We start from the raw sequence: 23,814 nt of genomic DNA, 5'->3' as shown, positions 1-23,814 counted from the left end.
TTACTTATTGAAGTAATTTAAGTACGTTTTGTTGTACTGTATTTGCTTGAGAAATTGCATAAGACCCTGCTTGTGCAATAATGTTTTGTTTATTAAAGTTTGCAGATTCTTTAGCATAATCAACATCTCTAATTACAGACTCTGCTGATGAAAGGTTAGTTGATTGTGTCATTAAGTTTGTAACGGCACTTTCAACTTGATTTTGAGTAGAACCGATATCTGCTCTAAATTCATTTAGTGAAGTGATAGCACTATCAACTTTTGCTTGCATAGATTTTGCAAGAGTTTTTGTAAGTGCACCTGCACCTAACCCAGATAACCCAGTTAAAGAAAGACCTGTAGTATTTGCTGTAATTGATCCTAATGTAATTGTTCCACCAGTATCTGCATCTTCACCAACTTGGAATGTTAATGTTGTTGAAGAACCAGTACCTGCAGTATCTCCAATTAATTGTGTACCATTGTAGTTTGTAGATTTTGAAATATTATCTAATTGTTCTAACAATTTATCAATATCTTTTGCAATTGAGTCTCTACCATCAGTTGAAGTAGTATCAGTATTTGCTTGAATTAATTTCGCTTTGATTGTATCAAGAATATTTGATTGTTCAGCCATTGATTTATCAGCAATTTGAAGTAGTGATACTGCTGAGTTACCATTGTCAACTGCTTGATTAATTGATGTAACCTGTGTTCTAAGTTTATCTGCAATAGCAAGACCAGATGCATCATCTGCTGCTTTGTTAATTTTTAGACCAGAACTTAATTTTTCTAATGAACTGCTTAAAGCATTGTTTGTAGCAGTTGTTGACTCTTGTGCATTAAGAGACGATACGTTTGTATTAATTCTCATAATAAATCCTTTTGATATTATGACACATTGTAAATCTTTTTAAAATTTACAGCCTTAAAAACATTCTTGTTTTATCAAGCATGAAGTTTAAAACTTCTCGGAATCCATTGATCCCTATATTTATGTTAAAAGTATGACACACCAATTCTTAAATTTAGTTTAAATATGCTCCAATATGGAAAATAAATATTACATTGAGAATAAAATTTAAAGAGAAGCAAAAAATGAGGGAAAAAGTAAAGAGGAGGAAGAACTCCTCTTCATCATAATATCGATTGTATTTATTTTTTAATTATTGTAATAATTTAAGAACATTTTGTTGCACATTATTAGCTTGAGAAATAGCGTACGAACCAGCTTGTGCAATAATATTTTGTTTATTAAAGTTTGCAGATTCTTGAGCATAATCAACATCTCTAATAATAGATTCGGCAGCAGTAATATTTGTAGCTTGAGTCATTAAGTTTCTAACGGCACTTTCAATTTGATTTTGAGTAGAACCGATATCTGCTCTAAATGTATTAAGTTTAGTGATTGCAGTATTTATAGTCGTTTGCATTGATTTTGCAAGACTTTTTGTAAGTGTTGTTGCATTTTTTAAACCTGTTAACGAAAGGCCTGTTGTATTTGCAGTGATTGAACCAAGATTGATAGTCCCACCTGCATCAGCATTCTCTCCAAGTTGAAAGCTTAATGATGTTGTAGAACCTATTCCATTTGTATCTCCAATTAATTGAGTACCGTTATAATTTGTTGACATAGAGATATTATCTAATTGTTCCAATAATCTATTAATATCTTTTCTAATAGATTCTCTACCTTCTTCAGATGTAGTATCAGTATTTGCTTGGATTAGTTTAGCTTTAACAGTATCCAAAATATTTGATTGTTCAGACATTGATTTATCAGCAATTTGAAGAAGCGAGACTGCCGAGTTCCCGTTGTCAACTGCCTGATTAATAGAAGTTGCTTGTGTTCTTAATTTATCTGCAATTGCAAGACCAGAAGCATCGTCTGCTGCTTTATTGATTCTTAAACCTGAACTTAACTTTTCTAATGAAGCACTTAAAGCATTATTTACATTCGTAGCTGCTTCTTGTGCAGTAAGAGAAGAAACATTAGTATTAATTCTCATGTTTGTTCCTTTTTTTTAATATTTTTATATATTATCTAAGCGAAGTTTAAATTTTGTTTAAGAAAACGCCGGATTCTATATGTTCTGTGTATGCAAACTGGTCAAAAAGTGCAAAATTCATTATTTTATGTGTTTTTGTTAAAATTTTTAGGTCTCGATGAAGTGTTTGGGGATTACATGAGATATAAATAATTTTTTCAAAATTTTTGACCAAGTCTCTTGTCGTATCATCCAATCCTGCTCTTGGCGGATCAACAAAAATGGTACTGAAATTATATGATTTTAGGTTAATATCTTTTAATCTTCTAAACTCTCTTTTTTTTTCCAATGCTTCAACAAAATCTTCGGCACTCATTCTTATAAAATCTATATTTTCTATATTGTTTAATTTACAATTCTCAAGGGCTGATTTTATAGATGTTTTTGATATTTCCGTTGCCAATACTTTTCTGAATTTTTGACTTAAAGGAATTGTAAAATTTCCACCGCCGCAATATAGTTCGCACAAATCTCTATTCTCTTTTTTTTGTTTTTCTAAAACCCACTCTATCATTTTGATATTTACGCCGCTGTTTGGCTGGGTGAAGCCACCTTCTTGATATAAAAATTTAAAATTTTTCCCGGCTATTTCTAAGTTTTCGTTTATATACTCTTCACTTAAAATAATTTTTTGTCCTCGACTTCTTCCTATGATTTTTACAGCAAGTTTTTTCTCAATTTCTTTTGCTCTTTGTATCCAGTTTTCATCCAGTTTTTTATGATAAATAAGGGTTACTAACATATCATTTGATGTTGAGTTCAAAAATTCAACCGCATATATCTTAAATCTTAAAGTTTCATCTTCTTGTAACTCTTTTAAGAGTTTGGGCATAATCTCTTTTATGTGGTTTGTTACTATCTGGCAGCTGTTTATGGGCAATATTTTTTTATCAAAACTTGTCATTGCATAAGATAGAGTCGGGTTTTTATTTTCGTCAAACTCTTTCCAAATTCTAAATTCAGCTCTGTTTCTAAAGTTTTGTTCTCTACTTTTTATAATTTCAAAATCAAAATCTATAAAATCCGAAAATCTCTCTTTTTCTCTTGCTATTTTAAAATTTAATTGCTCTTCATAATTTTTTTCATATAAAGTACAGCTTCCACATTTTCCAAAATGTTCACATTGCATAAAAAGTCCTATTTGTTCTTAAATTTAATCTAATATTATATTCTATTTACTATAATACCTTTATGAATGAAACTTTCCAACAACAGCTGCAGTCTTTGCTTAACTGCGATTTAAAATCACTTTTCCCTTTAGCACGAAGTATGAAAAGAAAATTGAAATTTTTTGTAGGTCCTACAAATTCCGGAAAAACTTATAATGCAATGCAAGAGCTAAAAGCTTCAAACAGTGGATTATATTTGGCTCCTTTAAGACTTTTGGCTTTAGAAGGTTATGAGGATTTAAAACAAAACAGTATTGATGCCTCTTTGATAACGGGGGAAGAGCAGATAATAAACGAAGATGCTTCCCATGTCTGTTCTACTATTGAAATGCTGGATTTTAATCTTGATGTGGATTTAGCAGTAATTGATGAAATTCAGATGTTAGAAGATGAAGACAGAGGTTGGGCTTGGGTAAATGCTATTATCGGTGTTCCTGCTAATACGGTTATTATGACGGGAAGTGTAAATGCCTTGGATGCAGTGAAAAAGATTACAAAATATTTGGGTGAAGAGTTAGAAATCGTAAAATACCAGAGAAAAACTCCGCTGAAAGTTATGGCAAGATATACCTCTTTGGATAATTTGGAAGCGGCAACGGCACTTATTGCTTTTTCACGAAGCGATGTTCTAAAATTAAAACAAAGACTTCAAAAAAAATATAAAGTTTCGGTTATTTACGGGAACTTATCTCCTGAAGTAAGACGTGACGAGGCAAAAAGATTTAGAGAAAAAAAGAGTGAAATTTTAATTGCAACGGATGCAATTGCTATGGGGCTTAATCTTCCTATTAAAAATCTGCTTTTTACGACAGATACTAAATTTGACGGAAAAAGCAGAAGAAAATTAACAGTAAATGAAATAGTTCAAATAGCAGGTCGCGCAGGAAGATATGGACATCATGAAGTCGGATTTTTAGGTGCAACTAGAAGAGATGTTTTGGAATATATAAAAAAAGAGTATGAAGAGCCTGTAAAAACCATAAAACCCCCTTACAGAGTTAAAATAAATAATGAACAGTTATTAGATCTAGCTTCTCATATAAAAACAAACTCTTTAACAAAAATTTTAAAATTTTTTAATAAAAATATGAAATTTGACGGTCCTTTTAAAGCTGCAAATATCTCTTCTATGATTGAAGCTTCGACTATTGTGGATAAAAGAGACAAACTTACTTTAGAAGAGAAATATCTACTCTCTCAAGCTCCTATTACAACCAAATCAACTATTATTTTACAAGCTTTTGAAGCCTATATTGCAGCAGTTATTAAAAAAAGAGTTTGTCACTATAAACCTTCAATCACTCTTCCAAAAAAAGCAGTTACCCAAAAAGATTTGCTGCTTGTAGAAGATGAAGTAAAAAAAATATCTTTATATCTTTGGCTTTCATATAAATTTCCGGAGATTTTTCCTGATTATGAAAAAGCCGTTATTTTGAGAAACAGTTTTAACTCTTTTATTGAAAACTCTTTGAAATTGAATCTAAAACTTGAAAGACCAACTAAAAAAAATAATGATTTTTTTAAGCCTAAACGAAGATTTGGAAGAAGAGGTTAATTAACTTTTTTTTTGGTATAATCTTATGATTTACGGTCTTAGGGGATTTTGATGTTGAGCATGTTTAAAAGTGACGGGGCTGAAGCTCTTCAAAAAGAGCTTATGAAAAATTATATTGATGAAGATAAAATACAGTCTCTAATTGACAGCGGTGTAAATATAAATAGAAGAGATGCCAAAGGCAGAACTATGCTGTTTGATTTAGCCGCAAAAAGAAGAATAGAATCTATTAAAATTCTTATTAGAAACGGTATTGATATAAATGCCGAAGATGATTACGGAAGAACTGCTTTAGAAGAGGCTGCCGACAGAGCAGATGGAATGATGATTAGATTCCTTATAGAGCATGGAGCTTCCGTAAATTATGTAAACTCTTCGGGAAGAACTATTATGCATGATACGGCATTAGAAGAGAATGAAAAAGTTTTTAAAATTTTAATGACCCAAAATCCCGATTTAACAATTACCGATCATTATGGAAGAACTGCTTTGTTTGATGCCGTTGAAGGCGGAAGCTTAGAGATTATAAGAGAAATCATAAATAATACCGATGATATAAATGTTGTTGATAATAATGGTCAAACGGCACTTTTTCATGCAGTTTTAAAAGAGAATCCCGAAATTGCAAAGTTTTTAATTACAAACGGAATTGATGTAAATATTTTAGATAAAAAAAGACAAAATGCCCTTTTTAACGCAGTTATTTTAGGGGCACAAAACCTTCATACTATTGAGCTTCTTTTAGATAAGGGTGCAAAACTGAATATTAAAGATTATGCAGATAAAACCCTTTTGGATGAAATACTTAAAATTTTAGAAATTGTAAAAGATCCAGGTGAAAAAGTTGAGGGTAAATATAAATTAGTTAATGAAGAAAGAAACTATCTGAAACTTACGGGAATATTGATTGATTTGGGACTTGCAATAGACAGGGTAGATGAAAACGGGAAAACAGTTCTTTACAAAGAGGTAGAGAGAAATAACTTTGATACTATAGAGTTTTTGATAGCTTCAGGAGCAAATATAAACGCCCAAGACAATGAAGGAAGAACAGTTCTTTTTGATGCTGTTTTAAAAGGTTCCAGAAATATGGCAATGATTGATTATCTTGTTTCTCACGGTGCGAATGTAGATCATAAAGATTATAACGAACGAACCGTAATTGATGATTTATGTGAAGCAGTATTAATTACTGCAAATAACAAAAAACCTAGTTCAAGAAGATTTTTTGATATTGATGAGTATGAAAACTATATTCCTATGCTTAAAAAAATGCTTCTTTTTAAACCAAGACTTAATGTTCCAAAAGCAGACGGAAGAACGGTTATTTTTGATGTAATAACACAAAATAATTTGGAGCTTATAAAAGTTTTGATAAATGCGGGAGTTGATTTAAACATAGTCGACAATGAGAGCAATACTCCTTTATCTTACATGATAGATAAAGGTCTTGAGATAATAAATCAAAAAGAGAAAGATAATTTTTTAGAGAGATTAGTTTTTATTTTAAAATATAGAGTTGATGTAAATACTATAGATAAAGAGGGAAGAACTATTCTGCATAAAGCAGTTCTTGCCGATAATATAGATGTTGTAGAAAAACTTTTGGCAAAAAAAGTTGATTTAAATATTAAAGACAAGCAAGGAAGAACGGCTTTGCATCATACTCAATGGAGAGGGAATTATAAAATTGCAAGACTTATTATATCAGCAGGGGCTGATATCAATGATGCCGATTATGCAGGATTTACAATTTTAAATTATGCCGCAATATTAGGTCATACCAAACTGGTTGTCGTTTTAATACTCTCCGGGGTGTTAATGTATAACCATCGTAAAAAAAGCAAAGCAGTTGCAAAGTTTTTTAAAGAGAGAGAAAAAAATTTGGACAAACTGTTAAATGCAAATATAACAGATGAAAAAATGAGAAGAGCTATAGAAGAGGTTATAGAAAATCTTAAAAAAGAGATAGATGAAGCATTAGAGGATTAAATTATATGAATAAAAAATCAATTATTATTTTAGCAGCAGGTCAAGGGACAAGAATGAAATCGTCTCTACCTAAAGTGTTGCATAAAATATCAGGTAAACCAATGTTATACTACTCAATAAAAGAGGCATTGAAAATCAGTGATGATATAACAGTCGTACTTTACCATCAAGCACAAAAAATTAAAGAAGAGATAAAACAATTTTTTAAAGAAGAGATAAATTTCGTAATACAAGATCATAAAAATTATCCGGGAACAGGCGGCGCTGTTATGGGAATATCTCCAAAATATGACAAAACTCTGGTTTTAAATGCGGATATGCCTTTGATTCAAGCAAATGAGTTAGAAAAATTTGATTTAGAGGGGACAATTGTAATGTCTGTTTTAAATTTAAAAAGTGCACAAGGTTACGGAAGAGTTATAATTGAAAATGAAAATGTAAAAAGAGTAGTTGAGCAAAAAGATGCCACAGAAGAAGAACTAAAAATAACAACGGCTAATGCGGGAGTTTATCAGTTTGATACACAATTTTTACTTGAAAATCTGCCAAAACTGAACAATAACAATGCTCAAAAAGAGTATTACATAACAGATTTAGTCGAAATGGCAATAACACAAAAAAAAGTTTTAAAACCGATTATCGTAAGTGAAGAGAACTTTAAAGGGGTAAACTCAAAAGTTGAATTAGCCGATGCCGAAGTTATTCATCAAAAAAGAATAAAAAACCAATTTTTAAAAGAGGGTGTTATTTTAAGATTGCCTGATACTATTTATATAGAAGAGGGGGTTCAAATTGAGGGTGAATCTATAATTGAAAACGGAGTTAGTTTACTTGGAGATACAGTTATAAAAAACTCTCATGTAAAAACAAACTGTGTTGTTGAGGATTCTGTTTTAGAAGATTCCGATATCGGTCCTATGGCAAGAGTAAGACCTGGAAGCAATTTGAAAAATACCCATCTTGGAAATTTTGTAGAAACAAAAAAAGCGATTTTAACGGGAGTTAAAGCAGGGCATCTTTCATATTTGGGAGATTGTAGTATAGATGAAGGTACAAATGTAGGAGCAGGCTGTATCACTTGTAATTATGATGGAATAAATAAACATAAAACAATAATAGGTAAAAACGTATTTATAGGTTCTGATTGTCAAATGGTTGCACCTGTGACAATAGAAGATGATGTAATGATTGCTGCGGGAACTTGTGTTACAAAAGATATTTCAAAAGGTAATTTGGCAATAAACAGAGCTCCAATGAAATTTATTAAAGATTTCTATTACAGATTTTTTGGAAAAAAATAATGCTTTTAAAAGATAAAAACATACTCTTAGGGGTTACAAGTTCAATTGCTATATATAAAAGTTTAGAGTTGATAAGACTATATGTAAAAGCAGGAGCAAATGTAAAAGTTATTATGACAAAAGCTTCACAAAAGTTTATTACTCCTTTGACTTTTGAAGCAATTTCTCAAAACAGAGTTTTATGTGAAGAGACGGAAAATTGGGAAAAAAATCAAGATTATAACCATATTGATATGGGAAAATGGGCAGATATTTTTGTTCTTGCTCCTTGTACTGCAAATACGATAAACAAACTCTCAAACGGGATTGCCGATAATCTTTTAACCCAAACAGCTTTGGCTTATCCAAGAGTTAAACTCTTAGCTCCTGCTGCAAATACGAATATGCTTAAAAACCCAATAACCCATGCAAGTTTAAAAATGTTAAAACTCTGCAATTTTGAGATAATCTCTTCTGTTGTAAAAGAGCTTGCGTGTAAAGATGTAGGTGACGGAGCAATGGCTGAACCTCAAGAGATTTTTTATGCAACGGCAAGAGAACTTTTAAAAGAGGAGTATTGGAGTAATAGAAAAGTTGTTTTAAGCGGCGGCGGAACAATTGAAAAAATTGATGAGGTAAGATATATTTCTAATTTTTCATCGGGTAAAATGGCTTCTTCTTTGGCTTTAGCTCTATTTTTAAAAGGTGCGGACGTATGTTTAGTAAGCACAAGAGGATATGAAAACCTTCCAAAACAGATTCATACAATAGGTGTAAAATCAAGTGATGAGATGTATGAATATTTAGTTGATGCAATAAGAGTTGCTAAAAAAGGTAAAATGAGCAAAACTACTTTAATGGATGATTCTAAACCAAGCTTAATTCAAAAAAAACCTTATCTTTTTATGGTTGCGGCAGTTAGTGATTATACTCCTAAATTCCCTCAAGAGGGAAAACTAAAAAAAGAGGTTTTAGGCACAAATTGGAAATTGGATTTAGCCCAAAATACGGATATTCTTTCATCTTTAGATAAAAGTGGAATTTATACAATAGGTTTTAAAGCGGAACTTGATGATACCGTTGCTTTTGAAAATGCAAAATCTATGATAGAGAAAAAAGGTGTGGATGCAGTCTGTTTAAATCTTTTAGAAAACTCAAACTCCTTTGGAAGTTCTACAAACTCTATCGAACTTATATTAAATGAGAGTTCATATAATTTCAGTGGAGAAAAACTTGATATCTCTTTAGATATTTTACAAAGATTAGAAAAAGAGTTTGTTTTATAATGAATAATAATAAAATACCCGAACATATTGCCATAATTATGGACGGTAACGGAAGATGGGCAAAAGAGAGAGGCTTAAAAAGAACGGCAGGACATGAAAGAGGTGCTAAAACCGTAAGAGAGATTACGGAACATTGCGCTCAAATAGGGGTTAAGTATTTAACGTTATATGCTTTTTCCACCGAAAATTGGAGCAGACCTAAACTTGAAGTCGATTTTTTGATGAAACTTTTGGAAAAGCATTTAAAAAAAGAGCTTCCCGTATATTTAGAAAACAGTATAAAGTTTAAAGCAATAGGAGATTTATCAAAATTTTCAAAATCTTTACAAAATATTATAAAAGAGGTTGAAGAAAAAACGGCAAAAGGAAAAAGACTTACTCAAATTTTAGCTTTAAATTACGGCTCTCAAGATGAGATTTTAAGAGCAATAAAAAAACTGAATGAAAAAAATCTTGAAGTTACTAAAGAAAATTTTGAAAACTGCTTGGATACGGCAAACATTCCTTCTGTTGATATGCTTATCAGAACAAGCGGAGAGATACGATTATCAAACTATCTTTTATGGCAGAATGCTTATGCAGAACTCTTTTTTACCGAAACTTATTGGCCTGAGTTTACAACAAATGAGTTAGATGATTTAATTAGTGATTTTAATTTACGAGAGAGAAGATTTGGAGCTGTTTAGTTTTATCTTCGGGGCTGTTTTCGGATCATTTTTAAATGTATTAATAATAAGATTACCCCAAAAAAAATCTGTAGTTTTTCCAAGAAGTTCTTGTATGAATTGTAATCATATTATTGCTTGGTACTACAATATTCCACTTCTTTCATATCTTTTTTTAAGAGGAAAGTGTGCTTATTGCAATGAAAAAATCTCTATTTTATATTTTATCGTAGAACTTTTAAGTGCAATTTTGACTCTTGCTTTATATTTAAAATTTTCACTCTCTTTAGAATTTTTATATGCAGTTTTGTTTTTTTATCTTTTAATTGTATTATCTTTTATTGATTTTAAATACAAAGCCGTTCCCGATTATCTTTTATTGCTAAGTTTGATTTTTAGTTTTTTTGTGAGTGACTTTTCTTTAATAGAGTCTTTAAACAATGCTTTTATTATTTCAGGAGCTTTTGTTTTGTTAAACTTTTTAATAAGCTTTTATATTCAAAATATAAAATCCAAAATATTAAAAGATGAAAGTTTAAAAACACAAGAAGCTTTAGGTGAGGGTGATATCCCCGTTTTAGCTGCAATAGGAGTGGTTTTAGGTTTAAAAGGTGCATTAGCAGCTGTATTTTTAGCGGCACTTTTTGCTATAATACCCTCTATTTATTATAATTTTAAGAAAAAAGATATTCAAACACCGTTTATTCCTTATCTTGTTATTGGATTTATTATTGAATATTTTTTAGATATATCAAAGGTTTTTAATTGAAATTAAGACAATATTTATTTAACCAGTTAGCTTTAACTTTTTTCCCTATCTTTTTGGGCTTATATTTTATTACATCAATTATTTTTTTAGTTAAGATTGCATCTTTAACTTCAGTTATTACTATTAACTTTTTTGAGTTAATCAAACTTTACGGTTTTATGATGCCTTCAATAATCTTTTATACGCTTCCCGTATCTTTTTTTATTTCCGTTGCTATTACTTTGTCAAAACTTTCAAATGAGTATGAACTTATTGTTGTAACTTCTTTTGGATTAAATCCTTTAAAAATCTTAAAAATTTTTCTGCCTATAACAATTTTTATCTCTTTGTCTTTGATGGTTGTATCTTTGGGTCTTATTCCTAAAACAAAGTATGAAAGAGAAGTTTTTATGGATAAGAAACAGACAGAAGCAAATTTTAATATAAAAGCCTCCGAATTTGGTCAAAACTTGGGTAAGTGGCTTATTTTTATTGAAAGAAAAGATGAAAAATTTTATCACAATGTTAAACTTTTTAAAACTCAAAATAATCAAGATCAGTTTATTATTGCAAAAAATGCAACTTTAAATAATGATGAAGGGGAACTTAGTTTTAAACTCTTTGAAGGAAAATCTTTTCATATTCAAGATGAAGAGTTTAATCAAATCGATTATTCGAATATGACTATTTTCAATAATATTAGAAACAACCACTCAGGTTATACTTTTATAGATTCTTATAACTATTGGAAACACTATTTGTTAGATGATGACTCGGAAACGCAAAAATTTGCATATTATATTCTTTTGTCTCTTTTCCCTCTTCTATCTTTACTTATTGCCGTTAATTACGGATATTATAATCCTCGTTATGAAAAGAGTAAAGCCGTTCAATGGTGTGCTTTTTATATAGTAATTTACTACTCTTTAATTAGCTTTTTGACAAAACAAGTCTATCTTCACTCTTTATATATAATACCTGTATTGTGGATAAGCTGGAGTTATTTTTTATATACAAGAAGTGTTAAAAAGCAGTATTAATATGAATGCAAAATTTACTATCAGTTATGACGGTACTTGTTTTCAAGGAAGTCAAACCCAGCCAAACGGCTTAAGTGTAGAAGATAGTATTCAAAAAGTTTTTAAGCAGTTAAATATTAATACAAAAATCACTTTAAGCGGAAGAACAGATAAAGATGTTCATGCAACAGGGCAGGTTTTTAACTGTAAAATACCCTCTTACTGGGAAAATTTACAAAAGCTAAAAGATGTTTTAAACAGACATCTTCCTTCCTCTATAAAAATAAAAGATATAAAAATAGTTAAAAACGATTTTCACTCAAGGTTTCATGCTAAAAAAAGGGTATACAGATATTTAGTCTCAAAAAAAGAGACAACCGTATTTAATTCAAAATATATCTCTCATATAAAAAAGTTTGATGAAGAAAAGATAAAAAAAGCAATAAAACTTTTTGAAGGGGTTCATGATTTTGAATATTTCCATAAAAAAGGCAGTGATAAAGATAATACCGTAAGAGAAGTTTATGAAGCAGAATTTTATAAATACAGGGATATATATGTTTTTAAATTTTGTGCCAACTCATATTTACGTTCCCAAATCAGACTTATGGTCGGATTTTTAATAAAAGTCGGAGAGGGCAAACTTTTAATAGAAGATTTAGAAGCCCAACTTAATAAGAAAAAACATATTTTTAGAATTCCTGCATCACCTTACGGTTTGTACCTGACAAAGGTATATTACTGATGTTTAAAAAAAGAAAATTTTATAATCTTTCGGATATAAAAAAACATCTGGTTTTTACTCCCTTAATTTTTGTTTTTATTAGTGCAATAGTATCTATAATTGTTACTACTTTTATTTTAGAGTTTAAAAAAAACAATGAAATCTCCCTTGTTCTTCAAGAAGACAAGTTTCAAAAAGAGAAGATTTTAAATACTTTTATAGATGATATTAAATTTAATGCAAGTGCCTCTTTTGACAGTGAAGAGATCTCTTTAAGAGAGGCTGTAATCTCTTTATACGGTTTTATAAATTTTTTTGATGAAAATATAAAAGTAGAAGAGATTAGAGAAAAGATAGAGGAGTTAGAACAACGAAGCGGTTTTGATTTTGTTTTGTTTAACAAAGACTCTAATGAAATTTTGTACGGACAAAATATAATTGATTATCTAAAAACAATCACAGGTTCAAGTTTAGAAATAGAAAATTTCAGACACCATATGTTAAGAAATATATCATATATAGGAGTAGACAGTCTTATTTATTGGATTGATAAGCAAAAAAGAAAAATAAGATTAAGCTATTTTAAATTTTTAGATAAAAAAGGTTTGTATTTAGGGGCTTTTTCAAAAATCGATGATATGAAAGACAGTACAAGAAAAGTTATTCAAAACTCTATTGTACAAAAGAGCAAATATTATAAAAACAGCTATTTTTGGTTTTATGATTATGATAAAGGGTATGTTTTTAACTATTATAACAGAGGGCAGAAAATAGAAGCAAAGTCTATTTTAGACAGAGATATTTTATATAGTTCCAATATTATTCTAAAAAAAGATACAAAAAAGATAGAAGATTCAAAAAGTAGCGATACTTACAATTTTAGAAAATACAATTTTCTAGTCTCTATTAGAAGTGATTTTTTAGCCCGGGAAATATCTAAAATAAAGTATGAATATAACTCTAACCTTTCAATCTCTATTGCAATTATTTCGCTTATTTCGCTTTTTTTGATTATTGCTTCTTATCTTTTTGCAAAGTTTACCAATAAAATTTTTCACAGATATAATAAAAGATTAGAGACAAAAAACATAATGTATAAAAAGTGGAAAGAGAGGTATGAACTTGCCATTATCGCTTCAAATGACGGTTTATGGGATATTGATTTAAAAACCAATCATATCTATTTTTCTAAAAAATGGTTAGATATGTTTTGTTATAAAGACGGAGATATCAATACTTTGGATGAGTGGTTTAATCTTATTCATAAAGATGATGTCTCAACAGTTAGACAAAAACTTGAAACTCATTTAAAAGGGCAGAGTGAACACTTTATTTGTGAATATAGAATTAAAGATAAAAAAAACAGATTTAAATGGATTTTCGTAAGAGGTAAAGCTTTTGAAGATAAACATCATAAAAGAATGCTTATGATGTCTATGGATATTGAACAGAGAAAAAAACTTACAAAAGAGTTAAAATATGTAGATTTATTGGTTGAATACGGAAGAATCGTAATCTTTAAATGGAAAAATGATGAAAATTTAACTATAGAATATCTCTCTAAATCAATAAGTTCATATGGATATATCGTTGAAGATTTTGAGAGCAAAAGGGTTAAATTTTTTGATTTTGTTCATGAAGATGATGTTGAAAAGGTAAAAAAAGGTCTTTTTGAGGCTATAAAAAGAGATGACAAATCTTTTACCAAAATCTATAGAGTAAGAGATAAAAACAGAGAAATAAGATGGATATTTAACAGAACAATTTTTTTAAAAGATGATTTTGGAAACGTAACACATTTATACGGATATATAAATGATATAACCAGAATGAAATTGACACAAGAACAATTAAAACAAAAAGTAAAAGAGGAAGTAGCAAAAAATATAGAGATGGACAGAATGTTGGTTCATCAAAGTAAACTTGCGGCAATGGGAGAAATGCTGGGGAATATTGCCCATCAATGGAGACAACCTTTAAATAATATAAATCTTCTAATTCATTATATAAAAGACAGTTACGGAACTCTTTCAAAAAAAGAGTTAGATGAAACGATAAACGATGCCGATGTTCAAATAGAGTATATGTCTCAAACAATAGATGATTTTAGAAATTTTTATCAACCAAATAAAGATAAAATCAAATTTGATATAAAAGAAGCGATAATCGAGTGTTTAAATATAGTTGAAACACAATTTGAAAAATATGGCGTTGCCATAAGTATGGATGCTCAAAATATCTCTATCTTTAACTATAAAAATGAGTTTGAACAGGTTATTTTAAATATTTTAAATAATGCAAATGATGCTGTTATCGTAAAAAAAGATAAAACAGATTTTTCTCCTTGGATTAGGATTTCAGTAAAGAAGAAAAAAGAAGAAGTAGAGATAACTATCTCTAATAACTGCGGTGAAATACCTAAAAAAATTATTGATAGAATCTTTGAACCTTATTTTACTACGAAGTTTGAAAACCAAGGTACGGGAATAGGACTTTTTATGGCGAAAACAATTATCGAAAAAAATATGAACGGTAAGATTTTTGTACATAATATTAAAGAGGGTGTTGTTTTTACAATAGTTTTACCCATTTAAAATTATTTTTTGATATAATAAACGCAAATAATATTTTTAGGACTTGTCTATGAAGAGCTACTCTACGAGAGTTTTATTAGTAGAAGATGAAGATGTTGCAAGAAAAACGCTCTCTTTTTATTTAAATACGATTTTTGATGAAGTTGTCGTTGCCAAAGACGGAGAAGAAGGCGCTTCTATTTTCAAAAAAAACTTTGAACAGAAAAAACGGTTTGATTTAGTTTTAACAGATTTGAAAATGCCTAATAAAGACGGTATTTCAATGATTGATGATATGCGAGAACTTGTACCTAATCAAAGATTTATAATTGTAAGTGCCCATAAAAATGAGGATGATTTGCTAAAACTTATAAACTTAAGAGTTTTGGGATATTTTGTTAAACCTTTAAATATTGATAATATGATGGAAATGCTGAAAAAAGCCAAAGAGGAAGTTTTAGCAGATAACAGTCATAACGGAAAAAGCAAATTAATAACGCTAAATAAACAATATACTTATGATAAAGTAAATGACAAACTTTATAGTGAAGAGAGTATAGTAAAACTTTCAAAAAAAGAGCTGGATATTCTAAAAGTATTAATAGATAATTTAGGGGATGTAGTTCCCGTACCTAAATTTAAAGAGCTTGTTTGGAATGATATAAATACAAACGATTCTGCTTTTAGAACAGTTATGAAAAGATTAAAAGATAAAGTTAAAGACAATGATTTTATTATCTCTCACAAAGGTTACGGTTATATTATTGAAAAACCTTTAAAAAAATAGATTTATTTTATAAAGTTATTCTCTTTGAAGTATTTAGCTGCCCCTTCATGAAGCGGTGCGCTTAATCCTTCAAGCAGAGATTTTTTCGTAATATATTTATATACGGGATGTAGTTTTTTAAACTCTTCAAAATCTTCCAAAATAGCCTTAACCAAAGTGTAAACAGCTTTTGAACTTGCATCAGAACTTGTAATAAGTACAGCTTTTGCGCCAAAAGTTGGAACAGGTTTATCTACTCCTTTATAAAGATGTCCGGGAATAATATCTTTTATATAATAGGGATTTCTTTTTATAAAGTTATTTATAACTTTACCTTTTAAAGGTGTTAAATAAATATCCGTATTAATTGAAGCATCTTTAATATTTGCAGTTGGGTGACCTACCATATAAAAATATCCGTCTATTAAATTATTTTTTAGCGCATCGGGGGCTTCTCCCGCTTTTAATCTTCCTACATATGAAAAGTCCGAAAGTTTAATTCCCAATTCGTTTAGCAGTGTCATTGTCGTTGCCTCGTTTCCCGAACCTGCATTACCGATATTTATTCTTTTTCCTTTTATATCTTCAATACTTCTAATATTTGCATCGTTTCTTGTAACAAGGGAGAAAAGTTCCGTGTATATAGACATTACTGCCCGCAGTTTTTTTATTGGATGGTTTTTAAATTTTTTTATTCCGTGAACTGCCTGATAAACCGTATCTGATTGGGCAATACCGAAATCCAAGTCACCTTCGTCAATAGCTTTAATATTATAAACGGAAGCATCCGTTGCTTCTACCGAACATCTGATTTTCGTCTCTTTTTTATATTTATTTACAATCTTGCAAATAGCTCCGCCTGTTGGATAATAAGTTCCTGTAACGCTTCCCGTACCGATTGTAATAAACTCGGAACTAAGAAGAAAAGTATTTAAAAGAAATAGGAGAAAAATGGTTTTTATCATTGAAAAGCTCTTTTTCTTTTTATTATAATGAAAAAAGTTGAAAAAAGATAAAAAAAGCTATATAAAATATTAATTATTTAAAATTTAGCAGGTTTGTTTATCTTTTGCCAGAAACAACTTGACATTTACTCACTCATATAGTATAATTATTTTAGCAGTTTAAGAATTTAAGTGCTAAAAAGAGGAAGTGAATATAGAATGATTGACAAAAAAGAGTTTTTATTACATTCAATTATTAGAGCATATATTGAGCATTTAGAGCCTATTGGTTCTACACAACTTAAAAATATGTATGATATTACATATTCACCGGCGACAATTAGAGGTTATTTTAAAAAGCTCGGTGAAGAGGGTTTCTTGGCTCAAGAACATGTAAGTAGCGGAAGAACTCCTACAACAGAAGCTTTAAAATATTATTGGAGTGATAAACTTAATTTTAAACTTGATTTTGTTGATGAAAAAGCAATTGCGTATCTTTCAAAAGATATTGGATTAACGGTCTTTATTCAAGATCAAAAATCTGATATATTGAAAAATATTTTAAATGTGGAAAACAGATATATGATTTTGGAGTTTTCAACATTTTCAATTACCGTAAAATTTACAGATGCATTATTCAGATTTTTAAGCGATATGGTCGGTTTGGAGTTGATTCATATAGTAAATATCTCTAAACAAGTCGGAGCTTATGAAATTTATGAAAAAGTCAGTCAATATATGCAAAATAAAAATTTTCATATTTACAATACGAAAGAATTTTTCTCTTTGGCACTTAAATATAACCTTGATGAAGAGAGTATTAACTCTTTTTTAAAAGGTAGAATTTTAGACTCTATTGATGAAGATCTATATTTTGATAATATAGTTCCCAAAGGCTACATAGGAATATGTCATAACTGCAAAGTAGGAAAAAAAGACGTTAAAATGTTAGTCGTGGGTGAATTGTCAAAAGATTATGAATATTTTTATAATAAGATAACTATGAATTAGGAGAGTTACCTTGAGTGATAAACAAGAAGAATTAAATAATGAAGAAGTAGTACAAAACGAAGAGGTTCAGAAAGAATCAAATGTTGAACAAAATGAGTCTTCTGAAATGACTGCTGATGAAAAAATTGCAGAACTAGAAGCAAAATTAAAAGAGAGTGAAGATAAATATTTTAGAGTTCATGCAGATTTTGAAAATATTAAAAAAAGATTGGAAAAAGAGAAATACCAAGCTATTGATTATGCAAGTGAAAAGTTTGCAAAAGATCTTTTAGCACCGATTGATACGTTGGAAATGGCTTTAGCAGCAGAAGAGACTTCAAAAGAGGTTCCCTCTGAAGAGTTATTGTCAAAGTTAAAAGAGGGAGTAGAACTAACTATTAAAAACTTCTATTCGGCTTTTGATAAACATGATATTACGATTGTTGATACAGATGGTGAATTTGATCCAAATTACCACAATGCCGTAATGCAAGTTGACAGTGCCGATCATGAAGACGGACAAATAGTTCAAGTAATGCAAAAAGGGTATAAATTTAAAGATAGATTATTAAGACCGGCAATGGTCTCAATCTGCAAAAAGTAAATTTTTTCATTGACGCAAAGCGTCATTGACCGCAAAGTCATAAAACTATTTGATTTAAGAAAATAAAATTTGATAATTGATAAGGATAATAAAATGAGTAAAGTTTTAGGTATAGATTTAGGTACAACAAACTCTTGTATGGCAGTTTACGAAGGCGGTGAGTCAAAAGTTATTCCAAACAAAGAGGGAAAAAACACAACTCCGTCTATTGTAGCATTTACGGATAAAGGTGAAGTTCTTGTGGGTGATCCTGCAAAAAGACAAGCTATTACAAACCCTGAAAAGACTATCTATTCTATTAAAAGAATTATGGGTCTGATGATGGATGAAGAGAATGCTAAAGAGGCACAATCTAAAGTTGGATATAAAATCGTAAACAGAAACGGTGCTGCTGCCGTTGAGATTGGAGATAAAGTTTATACTCCACAAGAAATTTCTGCAAAAATTCTTGGAAAATTAAAAGCAGATGCAGAGGAGTATTTAGGTGATACTGTTACAGATGCCGTTATTACTGTTCCGGCATACTTTAATGATGCACAAAGAAAAGCAACTCAAGAAGCAGGTACGATTGCAGGACTTAACGTACTAAGAATTATCAACGAACCTACAGCAGCATCGCTTGCTTACGGACTTGATAAAAAAGGTGAAGAAAAAGTTCTTGTATATGATTTAGGTGGTGGTACATTTGACGTTACTGTTCTTGAAATCGGTGACGGAACATTTGAAGTACTTTCAACTGACGGTAATGCATTCCTAGGTGGAGATGATTTCGATAACAGAATTATCGACTGGTTGGCAAAAGAGTTCAAAGACGAAAACGGATTTGATCTTAAAAATGACAAAATGGCTCTTCAAAGACTTAAAGATGCAGCTGAAAATGCTAAAAAAGAGTTAAGTTCGGCAGAATCAACAGAAATTAATCTACCTTTTATCTCTATGGGAAATGCAGGACCGTTACACTTGGTTAAATCTCTAACAAGAGCAAAATTTGAGTCAATGACTGAAGATTTAATTAATGAAACTCTACAACATATTAAAACTGCTCTTGATGATGCAGGATTAAGTAAAGGTGACATTAACGAAATTATTATGGTTGGTGGGTCTACAAGACTTCCAAAAGCAAACAGCGTTGTAAAAGAGTATTTCGGAAAAGATTTAAATAAAGGTGTAAATCCTGATGAAGTTGTTGCTGCAGGTGCTGCTGTTCAAGCAGGTGTTTTAAGAGGTGATGTAAAAGATGTATTATTACTTGACGTTACACCTTTATCTCTTGGAATTGAAACTTTAGGTGGAGTTGCAACAAAATTAATTGAAAAAGGTACAACAATTCCTGTTAAAAAATCTCAAACATTCTCAACTGCTGAAGATAATCAACCGGCAGTATCAATTCATGTTGTTCAAGGAGAAAGAGAGTTTGCAAAAGATAATAAATCTTTAGGTATGTTTGAATTATCTGATATCCCTGCAGCTCCAAGAGGTGTTCCTCAAATTGAAGTAACATTTGATATTGATGCAAACGGTGTTTTAAATGTATCTGCAAAAGATAAAGGTACAGGTAAAGAGAATAAAATTACTATCTCAGGTTCGTCTGGATTAAGTGATGAAGAGATTGAAAAAATGGTAAATGAAGCAGAAGCTAACAAAGAAGCTGATGAAAAAAGAAAAGAGGTAATTGAAGTAAGAAATCAAGCTGATGCATTGTTACACTCAACTAGAAAAACACTAGAAGAGAATGAAGGTGCAGTAAACGAAGATGAGAAAAAAGCAATTATCGATGCAGCAGCTGATTTAGAAACACTTTTAAAAGATGAAAATGCTACTAAAGAACAAATTGAAGAAAAAGTTAAAGCATTAACTGAAAAATCTCATAAATTAGCTGAAGCTATGTATAAAAAAGAGCAAGGTGGAGCGCAACAAGGCGGAGCTCAACCAAATCAAAATGCAAAAAAAGATGACGATGATGTTATCGATGCAGAAGTAGAGTAATAAACTCTACTTCATGCAGACTGTAATCTTTTTATTACTCCTTTTTTTAATAGTAATATTCTCAGTTTTACTTTTTTATAAAAACAGACACTCTCGCGTAAATAAATTAAACTCAGGAGAATGTCCCTCTTGCGGTTCAAAAACAAAAATTTTTTATGATGAAAATACAAATACTACATTTAAAAAAGAGGTTATCTCTAAAAGAATACTTAAAAATCACGGCTGCCAAGGTGTCAATGATATAGAGTATAGATGCAAAGTGTGCGGTTTAAAAGAGGTCTATTCCCAATCTTCATTTTCTAATTGCGGGATATAACTTTTTATTAATCTTTACATGATAAAATTCCTTAATTTTAAAAAGGAAAAAATTTCTAATGAAAATCTTATCTACTGTTACAATATTTTTTATTTTACTGTTTAGCGGGTGTTCTCAAAAAGAACCGCTCAATCTACAAACCTTGCCTATTTCACAAGCCAAAGTTAAAAAGATAAATTTTACGGATATTCAAGGCTTTTATAAAGATAATCTTCCTTTGGCATTTGAAGTTTTTAAAAAAGATTGCCGAAGATCAAAAAAATATGAACTATTTAAAGAGGTATGTAAAAAAGCAGAAGGCTATACAGATGCTTCAAAGTTTTTTACGGAAAACTTTACTCCTTATGAACTTTATAGCAGCAGCGGAGTAGACAAAGGAGTTATAACAGGATATTATGAACCTTTGTTAAAGGGAAGTAGAACCGAAAGTTCGGTATATAAATATCCTGTTTATAAAACTCCTGAAGATATGCTTGTTGTTGATTTAAGCGATGCTTACCCCGAACTAAAAAAATACAGATTAAGAGGAAAATTAGTAGACGGGAAAATAGTTGCTTATGATGATAGAAAAGAGCTTAATCAAAGAGATGATTTAGAACCTATATGTTTTGTTGATGATAGAATTGAACTCTTCTTTTTACAAATACAAGGTTCAGGTAAAATTCAATTAGATACAGGGGAAATAATCAATGTCGGTTATGCAAATCAAAACGGACATAAATATAAAGGCATCGGCGGTATGCTACTAAAAGAGGGAGTATTAAAAGGTTACGGTGCTTCAATGCAGGGAATCAAAGCATATTTAGAAGATAATCCCCAAAGAATGGATGAAGTTTTATATAAAAACAGAAGTTATATCTTTTTTACCGAAAAGCTAAAAGGAGCAACGGGAGCTTTGGGAAGTGAACTTGTGGGAGGAAGAAATTTAGCCGTGGATAGAAGATATATTCCTTTAGGACTTCCTGTTTTTATAAATACTAAAAATTCGGTTACGCAAGAAAATATTGACAGACTTATGGTTGCAGCAGATACGGGAGGAGCAATTAAAGGAGAAATCAGAGCAGATTTTTTCTTTGGAGACGGACAAAAAGCGGAACTTTATGCCGGAGGAATGAAAGAGAGTGGAAAACTTACTATTTTAGTGCCTAATAATTAGCTTTTATATTATAAAATAACGTTTGAGATAAATTTTTTATAAGAGGTATTTTTTGAATTACAAATTTTGGAATGAATATAATTATATAGACAAAGAACTGGCAGTTCTTCTGGATAAAAGACTTAAAAATGTTATTGACAGAATTGAAAATTTTTTTAGAAATGTTATTATCAAACATTTTGATGAAGAGTATATAGATTTTTATTTGGCAGGTTCTTGTTTAAAAAGAGATACTTTTAGAGATATCGATATCTTCTTTTTAACAAAGCAGGAGTTAGAAAAAGCACTCGATAGAATAGATGAAAAATATTTTTTATATAGAAATAATTCACATACTTTTATATTTGAAGATGATATTTTTCAATGCGTTTACAGAGAAAGGTTTTTAAATAAAAATTTAAAAGACGTAATTGATATTTTTGATTTTTATTCAACCAAAATAGGATTTAAGTGCAGACTTCATACAAACACAAAAAGGGTTGAAGTTATTCAAAGCGATATAAGAGAGACTTTTATTGAGTATATGAAAAAAAGGTATAACGATATAACAAGAATAAATCAAAATCCTTTTGTCTCTTTGCAAAGAGCGATTCATTTTTCAAAAAGCGGAGATACCGTTCCTTTTCATGCTTTTTTAAATATTATTTTTGAGATTATAAAAATAGATCCCACAGCAGACTTTGAAAAGTGTTTACAAAGAATACAAGGAAATGAAGATACTCAAAAAATTGTAAAAGAAGCTATTTCCCGATTTTTAGAGAAGAAAAAAGAGCTTTAATACTGTAGAAAATCTACAGTATTAACTACAGCATCCTGTTCCACAGCATGATGAAGCTTGTTGCGGTCTAAATGAGATAATAAAGTTTTCAGAATCTTCTATTAATTGAAATTCATGTTTTTTACAGAATTTTTCATTCATATGATTCTTCATTTGTATTGCTTTACTTAGTGCATCATCTTTTGAAGCCATTGAAATTCCGCTTTCTAATTCGCTTCTTCTAAAACAACCACACTGATTTTCAACAATAATTTTATGCATTTATCTGTCCTTCTTTATTTATAAATTATTATGTTATAGTAAATGGAAGATTATCAAAATAGATTTTAAAAATTCTTAGAGATTTGCTTTAAGTGACTATTTTAAAATTGAAGAAAATTTTAGATAAAATCTAAATTAGTAATTATTTTTTATAAGGGTATATATGCATATAACAAATCTTATTTCTCAATATTTCGGGAAAGTTGCAAAATTTGAATTTCCATCTTTTATACAAAGAGTTATAAACGGTGCTTATGTAAAATTTTTAGGATTAAATATGAGTGAGTTTAGAAATCCGAAATTTTATAAATCATTAAACGATCTGTTTACACGGGAGTTGGCTATTCCAAGACAAATAGATAAAGATGAAAAAACTTTTATCTCTCCTACGGACAGCTTAGTCACGCAGTGCGGAAAACTAGAAGAAGATTTACTTTTGCAGATAAAAGGGATGGAATACTCTTTAGAAGAGATGTTAACTTATGATTGTGCAGACAATTTTGAAAAAGTTAACAACGGGGATTATATGAATTTTTATCTCTCTCCTAAAGATTATCACAGATATCATGCTTCTATAGATTTTGAGGTAAGAAAATTAATTCATGTTCCGGGAAAACTCTATCCTGTTAATTTAAAATATCTAAATAAACAAATTGATTTGTTTGTGGAAAACGAAAGAGTAATTTTAGAATGTTTCCACCAAGAAAAACTTTTTTATATGGTTTTTGTAGGGGCATTAAACGTAGGAGAAATGGAATTTACTTTTGAACCTAGAGTTGAAACAAACAAAGATCTGAAACAGGCTAAAGTTTATGAATACTTAGAACCTAAAAAGATAAAAAAAGGTGAGTGTTTAGGTTGTTTTCATATGGGATCAACGGTAGTTATGGTTTGGGAAAAAGATTTTGTTCAGTTAGAAGAGTTAATGGGACAAAGTGTTAAATATGGGCAGAGGGTTGCTTATATAAAATAGAC

22 protein-coding genes are annotated in these 23,814 nt (G+C 29.9%); 17 read left to right on the top strand and 5 right to left on the bottom strand.

Annotated elements, in window-relative coordinates:
• Window positions 1–4: 4 nt before the first annotated feature.
• The 3 genes from AANAER_RS13870 to trmA all read right to left on the bottom strand — a co-directional run bounded on the left by AANAER_RS13870 (window position 5) and on the right by trmA (window position 3,156).
• The gene (locus AANAER_RS13870; protein WP_129082454.1) at window positions 5–853 is read right to left on the bottom strand and encodes a flagellin; all 849 of its coding nucleotides are present in this window, start codon (window positions 851–853) and stop codon (window positions 5–7) included.
• 292 nt (window positions 854–1,145) lie between these two features.
• Window positions 1,146–1,988 (bottom strand): flagellin N-terminal helical domain-containing protein, encoded by an 843-nt coding sequence (locus AANAER_RS13865; RefSeq protein WP_129082455.1) that lies wholly within the window; start codon window positions 1,986–1,988, stop codon window positions 1,146–1,148.
• A gap of 46 nt (window positions 1,989–2,034) precedes the next feature.
• Complete coding sequence (trmA, locus tag AANAER_RS13860; RefSeq protein ID WP_129082456.1) at window positions 2,035–3,156, bottom strand: tRNA (uridine(54)-C5)-methyltransferase TrmA; 1,122 nt, start codon at window positions 3,154–3,156, stop codon at window positions 2,035–2,037.
• 62 nt (window positions 3,157–3,218) lie between these two features.
• Between trmA and AANAER_RS13855 the strand changes: the two genes are divergently transcribed.
• The 10 genes from AANAER_RS13855 to AANAER_RS13810 are packed head-to-tail and all read left to right on the top strand — an operon-like array spanning window position 3,219 to window position 15,825.
• Window positions 3,219–4,751 carry a helicase-related protein gene (locus AANAER_RS13855; protein WP_129082457.1) on the top strand — a complete coding sequence of 511 codons (1,533 nt, stop codon included), beginning with the start codon at window positions 3,219–3,221 and terminating at the stop codon, window positions 4,749–4,751.
• Window positions 4,752–4,802: 51 nt separating this feature from the next.
• Window positions 4,803–6,743, top strand: coding sequence for an ankyrin repeat domain-containing protein (locus AANAER_RS13850; RefSeq protein ID WP_129082458.1), 1,941 nt, complete (start codon window positions 4,803–4,805; stop codon window positions 6,741–6,743).
• Between the two features lie 5 nt (window positions 6,744–6,748).
• A complete protein-coding gene (gene glmU / locus AANAER_RS13845) occupies window positions 6,749–8,044 on the top strand; it encodes a bifunctional UDP-N-acetylglucosamine diphosphorylase/glucosamine-1-phosphate N-acetyltransferase GlmU (protein ID WP_129082459.1) in 1,296 nt (431 codons plus the stop codon).
• A complete protein-coding gene (gene coaBC, locus AANAER_RS13840; RefSeq protein WP_129082460.1) occupies window positions 8,044–9,309 on the top strand; it encodes a bifunctional phosphopantothenoylcysteine decarboxylase/phosphopantothenate--cysteine ligase CoaBC in 1,266 nt (421 codons plus the stop codon). The genes glmU and coaBC overlap by 1 nt, the downstream gene beginning before the upstream one ends.
• Entirely contained in the window at window positions 9,309–9,995 is a 687-nt protein-coding gene (locus tag AANAER_RS13835; RefSeq protein ID WP_129082461.1) for a di-trans,poly-cis-decaprenylcistransferase, read from the top strand. The genes coaBC and AANAER_RS13835 overlap by 1 nt, the downstream gene beginning before the upstream one ends.
• On the top strand, window positions 9,955–10,743 hold the full coding sequence (locus tag AANAER_RS13830; protein WP_228711167.1) for a prepilin peptidase: 789 nt from the start codon (window positions 9,955–9,957) through the stop codon (window positions 10,741–10,743). Before AANAER_RS13835 ends, AANAER_RS13830 begins: the two co-directional genes overlap by 41 nt.
• Window positions 10,740–11,762, top strand: a complete 1,023-nt coding sequence (locus tag AANAER_RS13825) for an LptF/LptG family permease (protein ID WP_129082462.1) — start codon at window positions 10,740–10,742, stop codon at window positions 11,760–11,762. Before AANAER_RS13830 ends, AANAER_RS13825 begins: the two co-directional genes overlap by 4 nt.
• A gap of 1 nt (window position 11,763) precedes the next feature.
• On the top strand, window positions 11,764–12,486 hold the full coding sequence (gene truA, locus AANAER_RS13820; RefSeq protein WP_129082463.1) for a tRNA pseudouridine(38-40) synthase TruA: 723 nt from the start codon (window positions 11,764–11,766) through the stop codon (window positions 12,484–12,486).
• Entirely contained in the window at window positions 12,486–15,059 is a 2,574-nt protein-coding gene (locus AANAER_RS13815) for a PAS domain-containing protein (RefSeq protein WP_129082464.1), read from the top strand. Before truA ends, AANAER_RS13815 begins: the two co-directional genes overlap by 1 nt.
• A 49-nt stretch (window positions 15,060–15,108) precedes the next feature.
• Entirely contained in the window at window positions 15,109–15,825 is a 717-nt protein-coding gene (locus tag AANAER_RS13810) for a response regulator transcription factor (protein ID WP_129082465.1), read from the top strand.
• A 2-nt stretch (window positions 15,826–15,827) separates the two neighbouring features.
• Here AANAER_RS13810 and AANAER_RS13805 read toward each other — a convergent pair whose 3' ends face one another.
• Entirely contained in the window at window positions 15,828–16,769 is a 942-nt protein-coding gene (locus AANAER_RS13805) for a TAXI family TRAP transporter solute-binding subunit (RefSeq protein ID WP_129082466.1), read from the bottom strand.
• A gap of 198 nt (window positions 16,770–16,967) precedes the next feature.
• On the opposite strand from AANAER_RS13805, the gene AANAER_RS13800 reads away from it, so the two are divergent.
• From AANAER_RS13800 to AANAER_RS13775, 6 genes are all read left to right on the top strand, one after another.
• Window positions 16,968–17,759, top strand: a complete 792-nt coding sequence (locus AANAER_RS13800) for a heat-shock protein (RefSeq protein ID WP_129082513.1) — start codon at window positions 16,968–16,970, stop codon at window positions 17,757–17,759.
• Window positions 17,760–17,769: 10 nt separating this feature from the next.
• Window positions 17,770–18,342: a nucleotide exchange factor GrpE gene (grpE, locus tag AANAER_RS13795; RefSeq protein WP_129082467.1), complete on the top strand. Its 573-nt coding sequence runs from the start codon at window positions 17,770–17,772 to the stop codon at window positions 18,340–18,342.
• Between the two features lie 93 nt (window positions 18,343–18,435).
• Window positions 18,436–20,328 (top strand): molecular chaperone DnaK, encoded by a 1,893-nt coding sequence (gene dnaK / locus AANAER_RS13790; RefSeq protein ID WP_129082468.1) that lies wholly within the window; start codon window positions 18,436–18,438, stop codon window positions 20,326–20,328.
• 13 nt (window positions 20,329–20,341) lie between these two features.
• Window positions 20,342–20,644: a hypothetical protein gene (locus AANAER_RS13785; protein WP_044419426.1), complete on the top strand. Its 303-nt coding sequence runs from the start codon at window positions 20,342–20,344 to the stop codon at window positions 20,642–20,644.
• 58 nt (window positions 20,645–20,702) lie between these two features.
• Complete coding sequence (mltA, locus tag AANAER_RS13780) at window positions 20,703–21,800, top strand: murein transglycosylase A (RefSeq protein ID WP_129082469.1); 1,098 nt, start codon at window positions 20,703–20,705, stop codon at window positions 21,798–21,800.
• Between the two features lie 52 nt (window positions 21,801–21,852).
• Window positions 21,853–22,578, top strand: a complete 726-nt coding sequence (locus AANAER_RS13775; RefSeq protein WP_129082470.1) for a hypothetical protein — start codon at window positions 21,853–21,855, stop codon at window positions 22,576–22,578.
• Between the two features lie 21 nt (window positions 22,579–22,599).
• Here AANAER_RS13775 and AANAER_RS13770 read toward each other — a convergent pair whose 3' ends face one another.
• The gene (locus tag AANAER_RS13770; protein ID WP_044419429.1) at window positions 22,600–22,839 is read right to left on the bottom strand and encodes a hypothetical protein; all 240 of its coding nucleotides are present in this window, start codon (window positions 22,837–22,839) and stop codon (window positions 22,600–22,602) included.
• 163 nt (window positions 22,840–23,002) lie between these two features.
• Between AANAER_RS13770 and AANAER_RS13765 the strand changes: the two genes are divergently transcribed.
• Window positions 23,003–23,812 (top strand): phosphatidylserine decarboxylase, encoded by an 810-nt coding sequence (locus AANAER_RS13765; protein ID WP_129082471.1) that lies wholly within the window; start codon window positions 23,003–23,005, stop codon window positions 23,810–23,812.
• Window positions 23,813–23,814: the final 2 nt, after the last annotated feature.

This window comes from Halarcobacter anaerophilus (assembly GCF_006459125.1).
GTDB classification, from domain to species: Bacteria; Campylobacterota; Campylobacteria; order Campylobacterales; family Arcobacteraceae; genus Halarcobacter; species Halarcobacter anaerophilus.
This window is presented reverse-complemented; position numbering and strand designations above follow the sequence as displayed.

Coding starts and splice junctions, on each gene's coding strand:
- AANAER_RS13870 (WP_129082454.1), bottom strand. CDS start 853: ATGAGAATTAATACAAACGTATCGTCTCTTAATGCACAAGAGTCAACA.
- AANAER_RS13865 (WP_129082455.1), bottom strand. CDS start 1,988: ATGAGAATTAATACTAATGTTTCTTCTCTTACTGCACAAGAAGCAGCT.
- trmA (WP_129082456.1), bottom strand. CDS start 3,156: ATGCAATGTGAACATTTTGGAAAATGTGGAAGCTGTACTTTATATGAA.
- AANAER_RS13855 (WP_129082457.1), top strand. CDS start 3,219: ATGAATGAAACTTTCCAACAACAGCTGCAGTCTTTGCTTAACTGCGAT.
- AANAER_RS13850 (WP_129082458.1), top strand. CDS start 4,803: ATGTTGAGCATGTTTAAAAGTGACGGGGCTGAAGCTCTTCAAAAAGAG.
- glmU (WP_129082459.1), top strand. CDS start 6,749: ATGAATAAAAAATCAATTATTATTTTAGCAGCAGGTCAAGGGACAAGA.
- coaBC (WP_129082460.1), top strand. CDS start 8,044: ATGCTTTTAAAAGATAAAAACATACTCTTAGGGGTTACAAGTTCAATT.
- AANAER_RS13835 (WP_129082461.1), top strand. CDS start 9,309: ATGAATAATAATAAAATACCCGAACATATTGCCATAATTATGGACGGT.
- truA (WP_129082463.1), top strand. CDS start 11,764: ATGAATGCAAAATTTACTATCAGTTATGACGGTACTTGTTTTCAAGGA.
- AANAER_RS13815 (WP_129082464.1), top strand. CDS start 12,486: ATGTTTAAAAAAAGAAAATTTTATAATCTTTCGGATATAAAAAAACAT.
- AANAER_RS13810 (WP_129082465.1), top strand. CDS start 15,109: ATGAAGAGCTACTCTACGAGAGTTTTATTAGTAGAAGATGAAGATGTT.
- AANAER_RS13805 (WP_129082466.1), bottom strand. CDS start 16,769: ATGATAAAAACCATTTTTCTCCTATTTCTTTTAAATACTTTTCTTCTT.
- AANAER_RS13800 (WP_129082513.1), top strand. CDS start 16,968: ATGATTGACAAAAAAGAGTTTTTATTACATTCAATTATTAGAGCATAT.
- dnaK (WP_129082468.1), top strand. CDS start 18,436: ATGAGTAAAGTTTTAGGTATAGATTTAGGTACAACAAACTCTTGTATG.
- AANAER_RS13785 (WP_044419426.1), top strand. CDS start 20,342: ATGCAGACTGTAATCTTTTTATTACTCCTTTTTTTAATAGTAATATTC.
- mltA (WP_129082469.1), top strand. CDS start 20,703: ATGAAAATCTTATCTACTGTTACAATATTTTTTATTTTACTGTTTAGC.
- AANAER_RS13770 (WP_044419429.1), bottom strand. CDS start 22,839: ATGCATAAAATTATTGTTGAAAATCAGTGTGGTTGTTTTAGAAGAAGC.
- AANAER_RS13765 (WP_129082471.1), top strand. CDS start 23,003: ATGCATATAACAAATCTTATTTCTCAATATTTCGGGAAAGTTGCAAAA.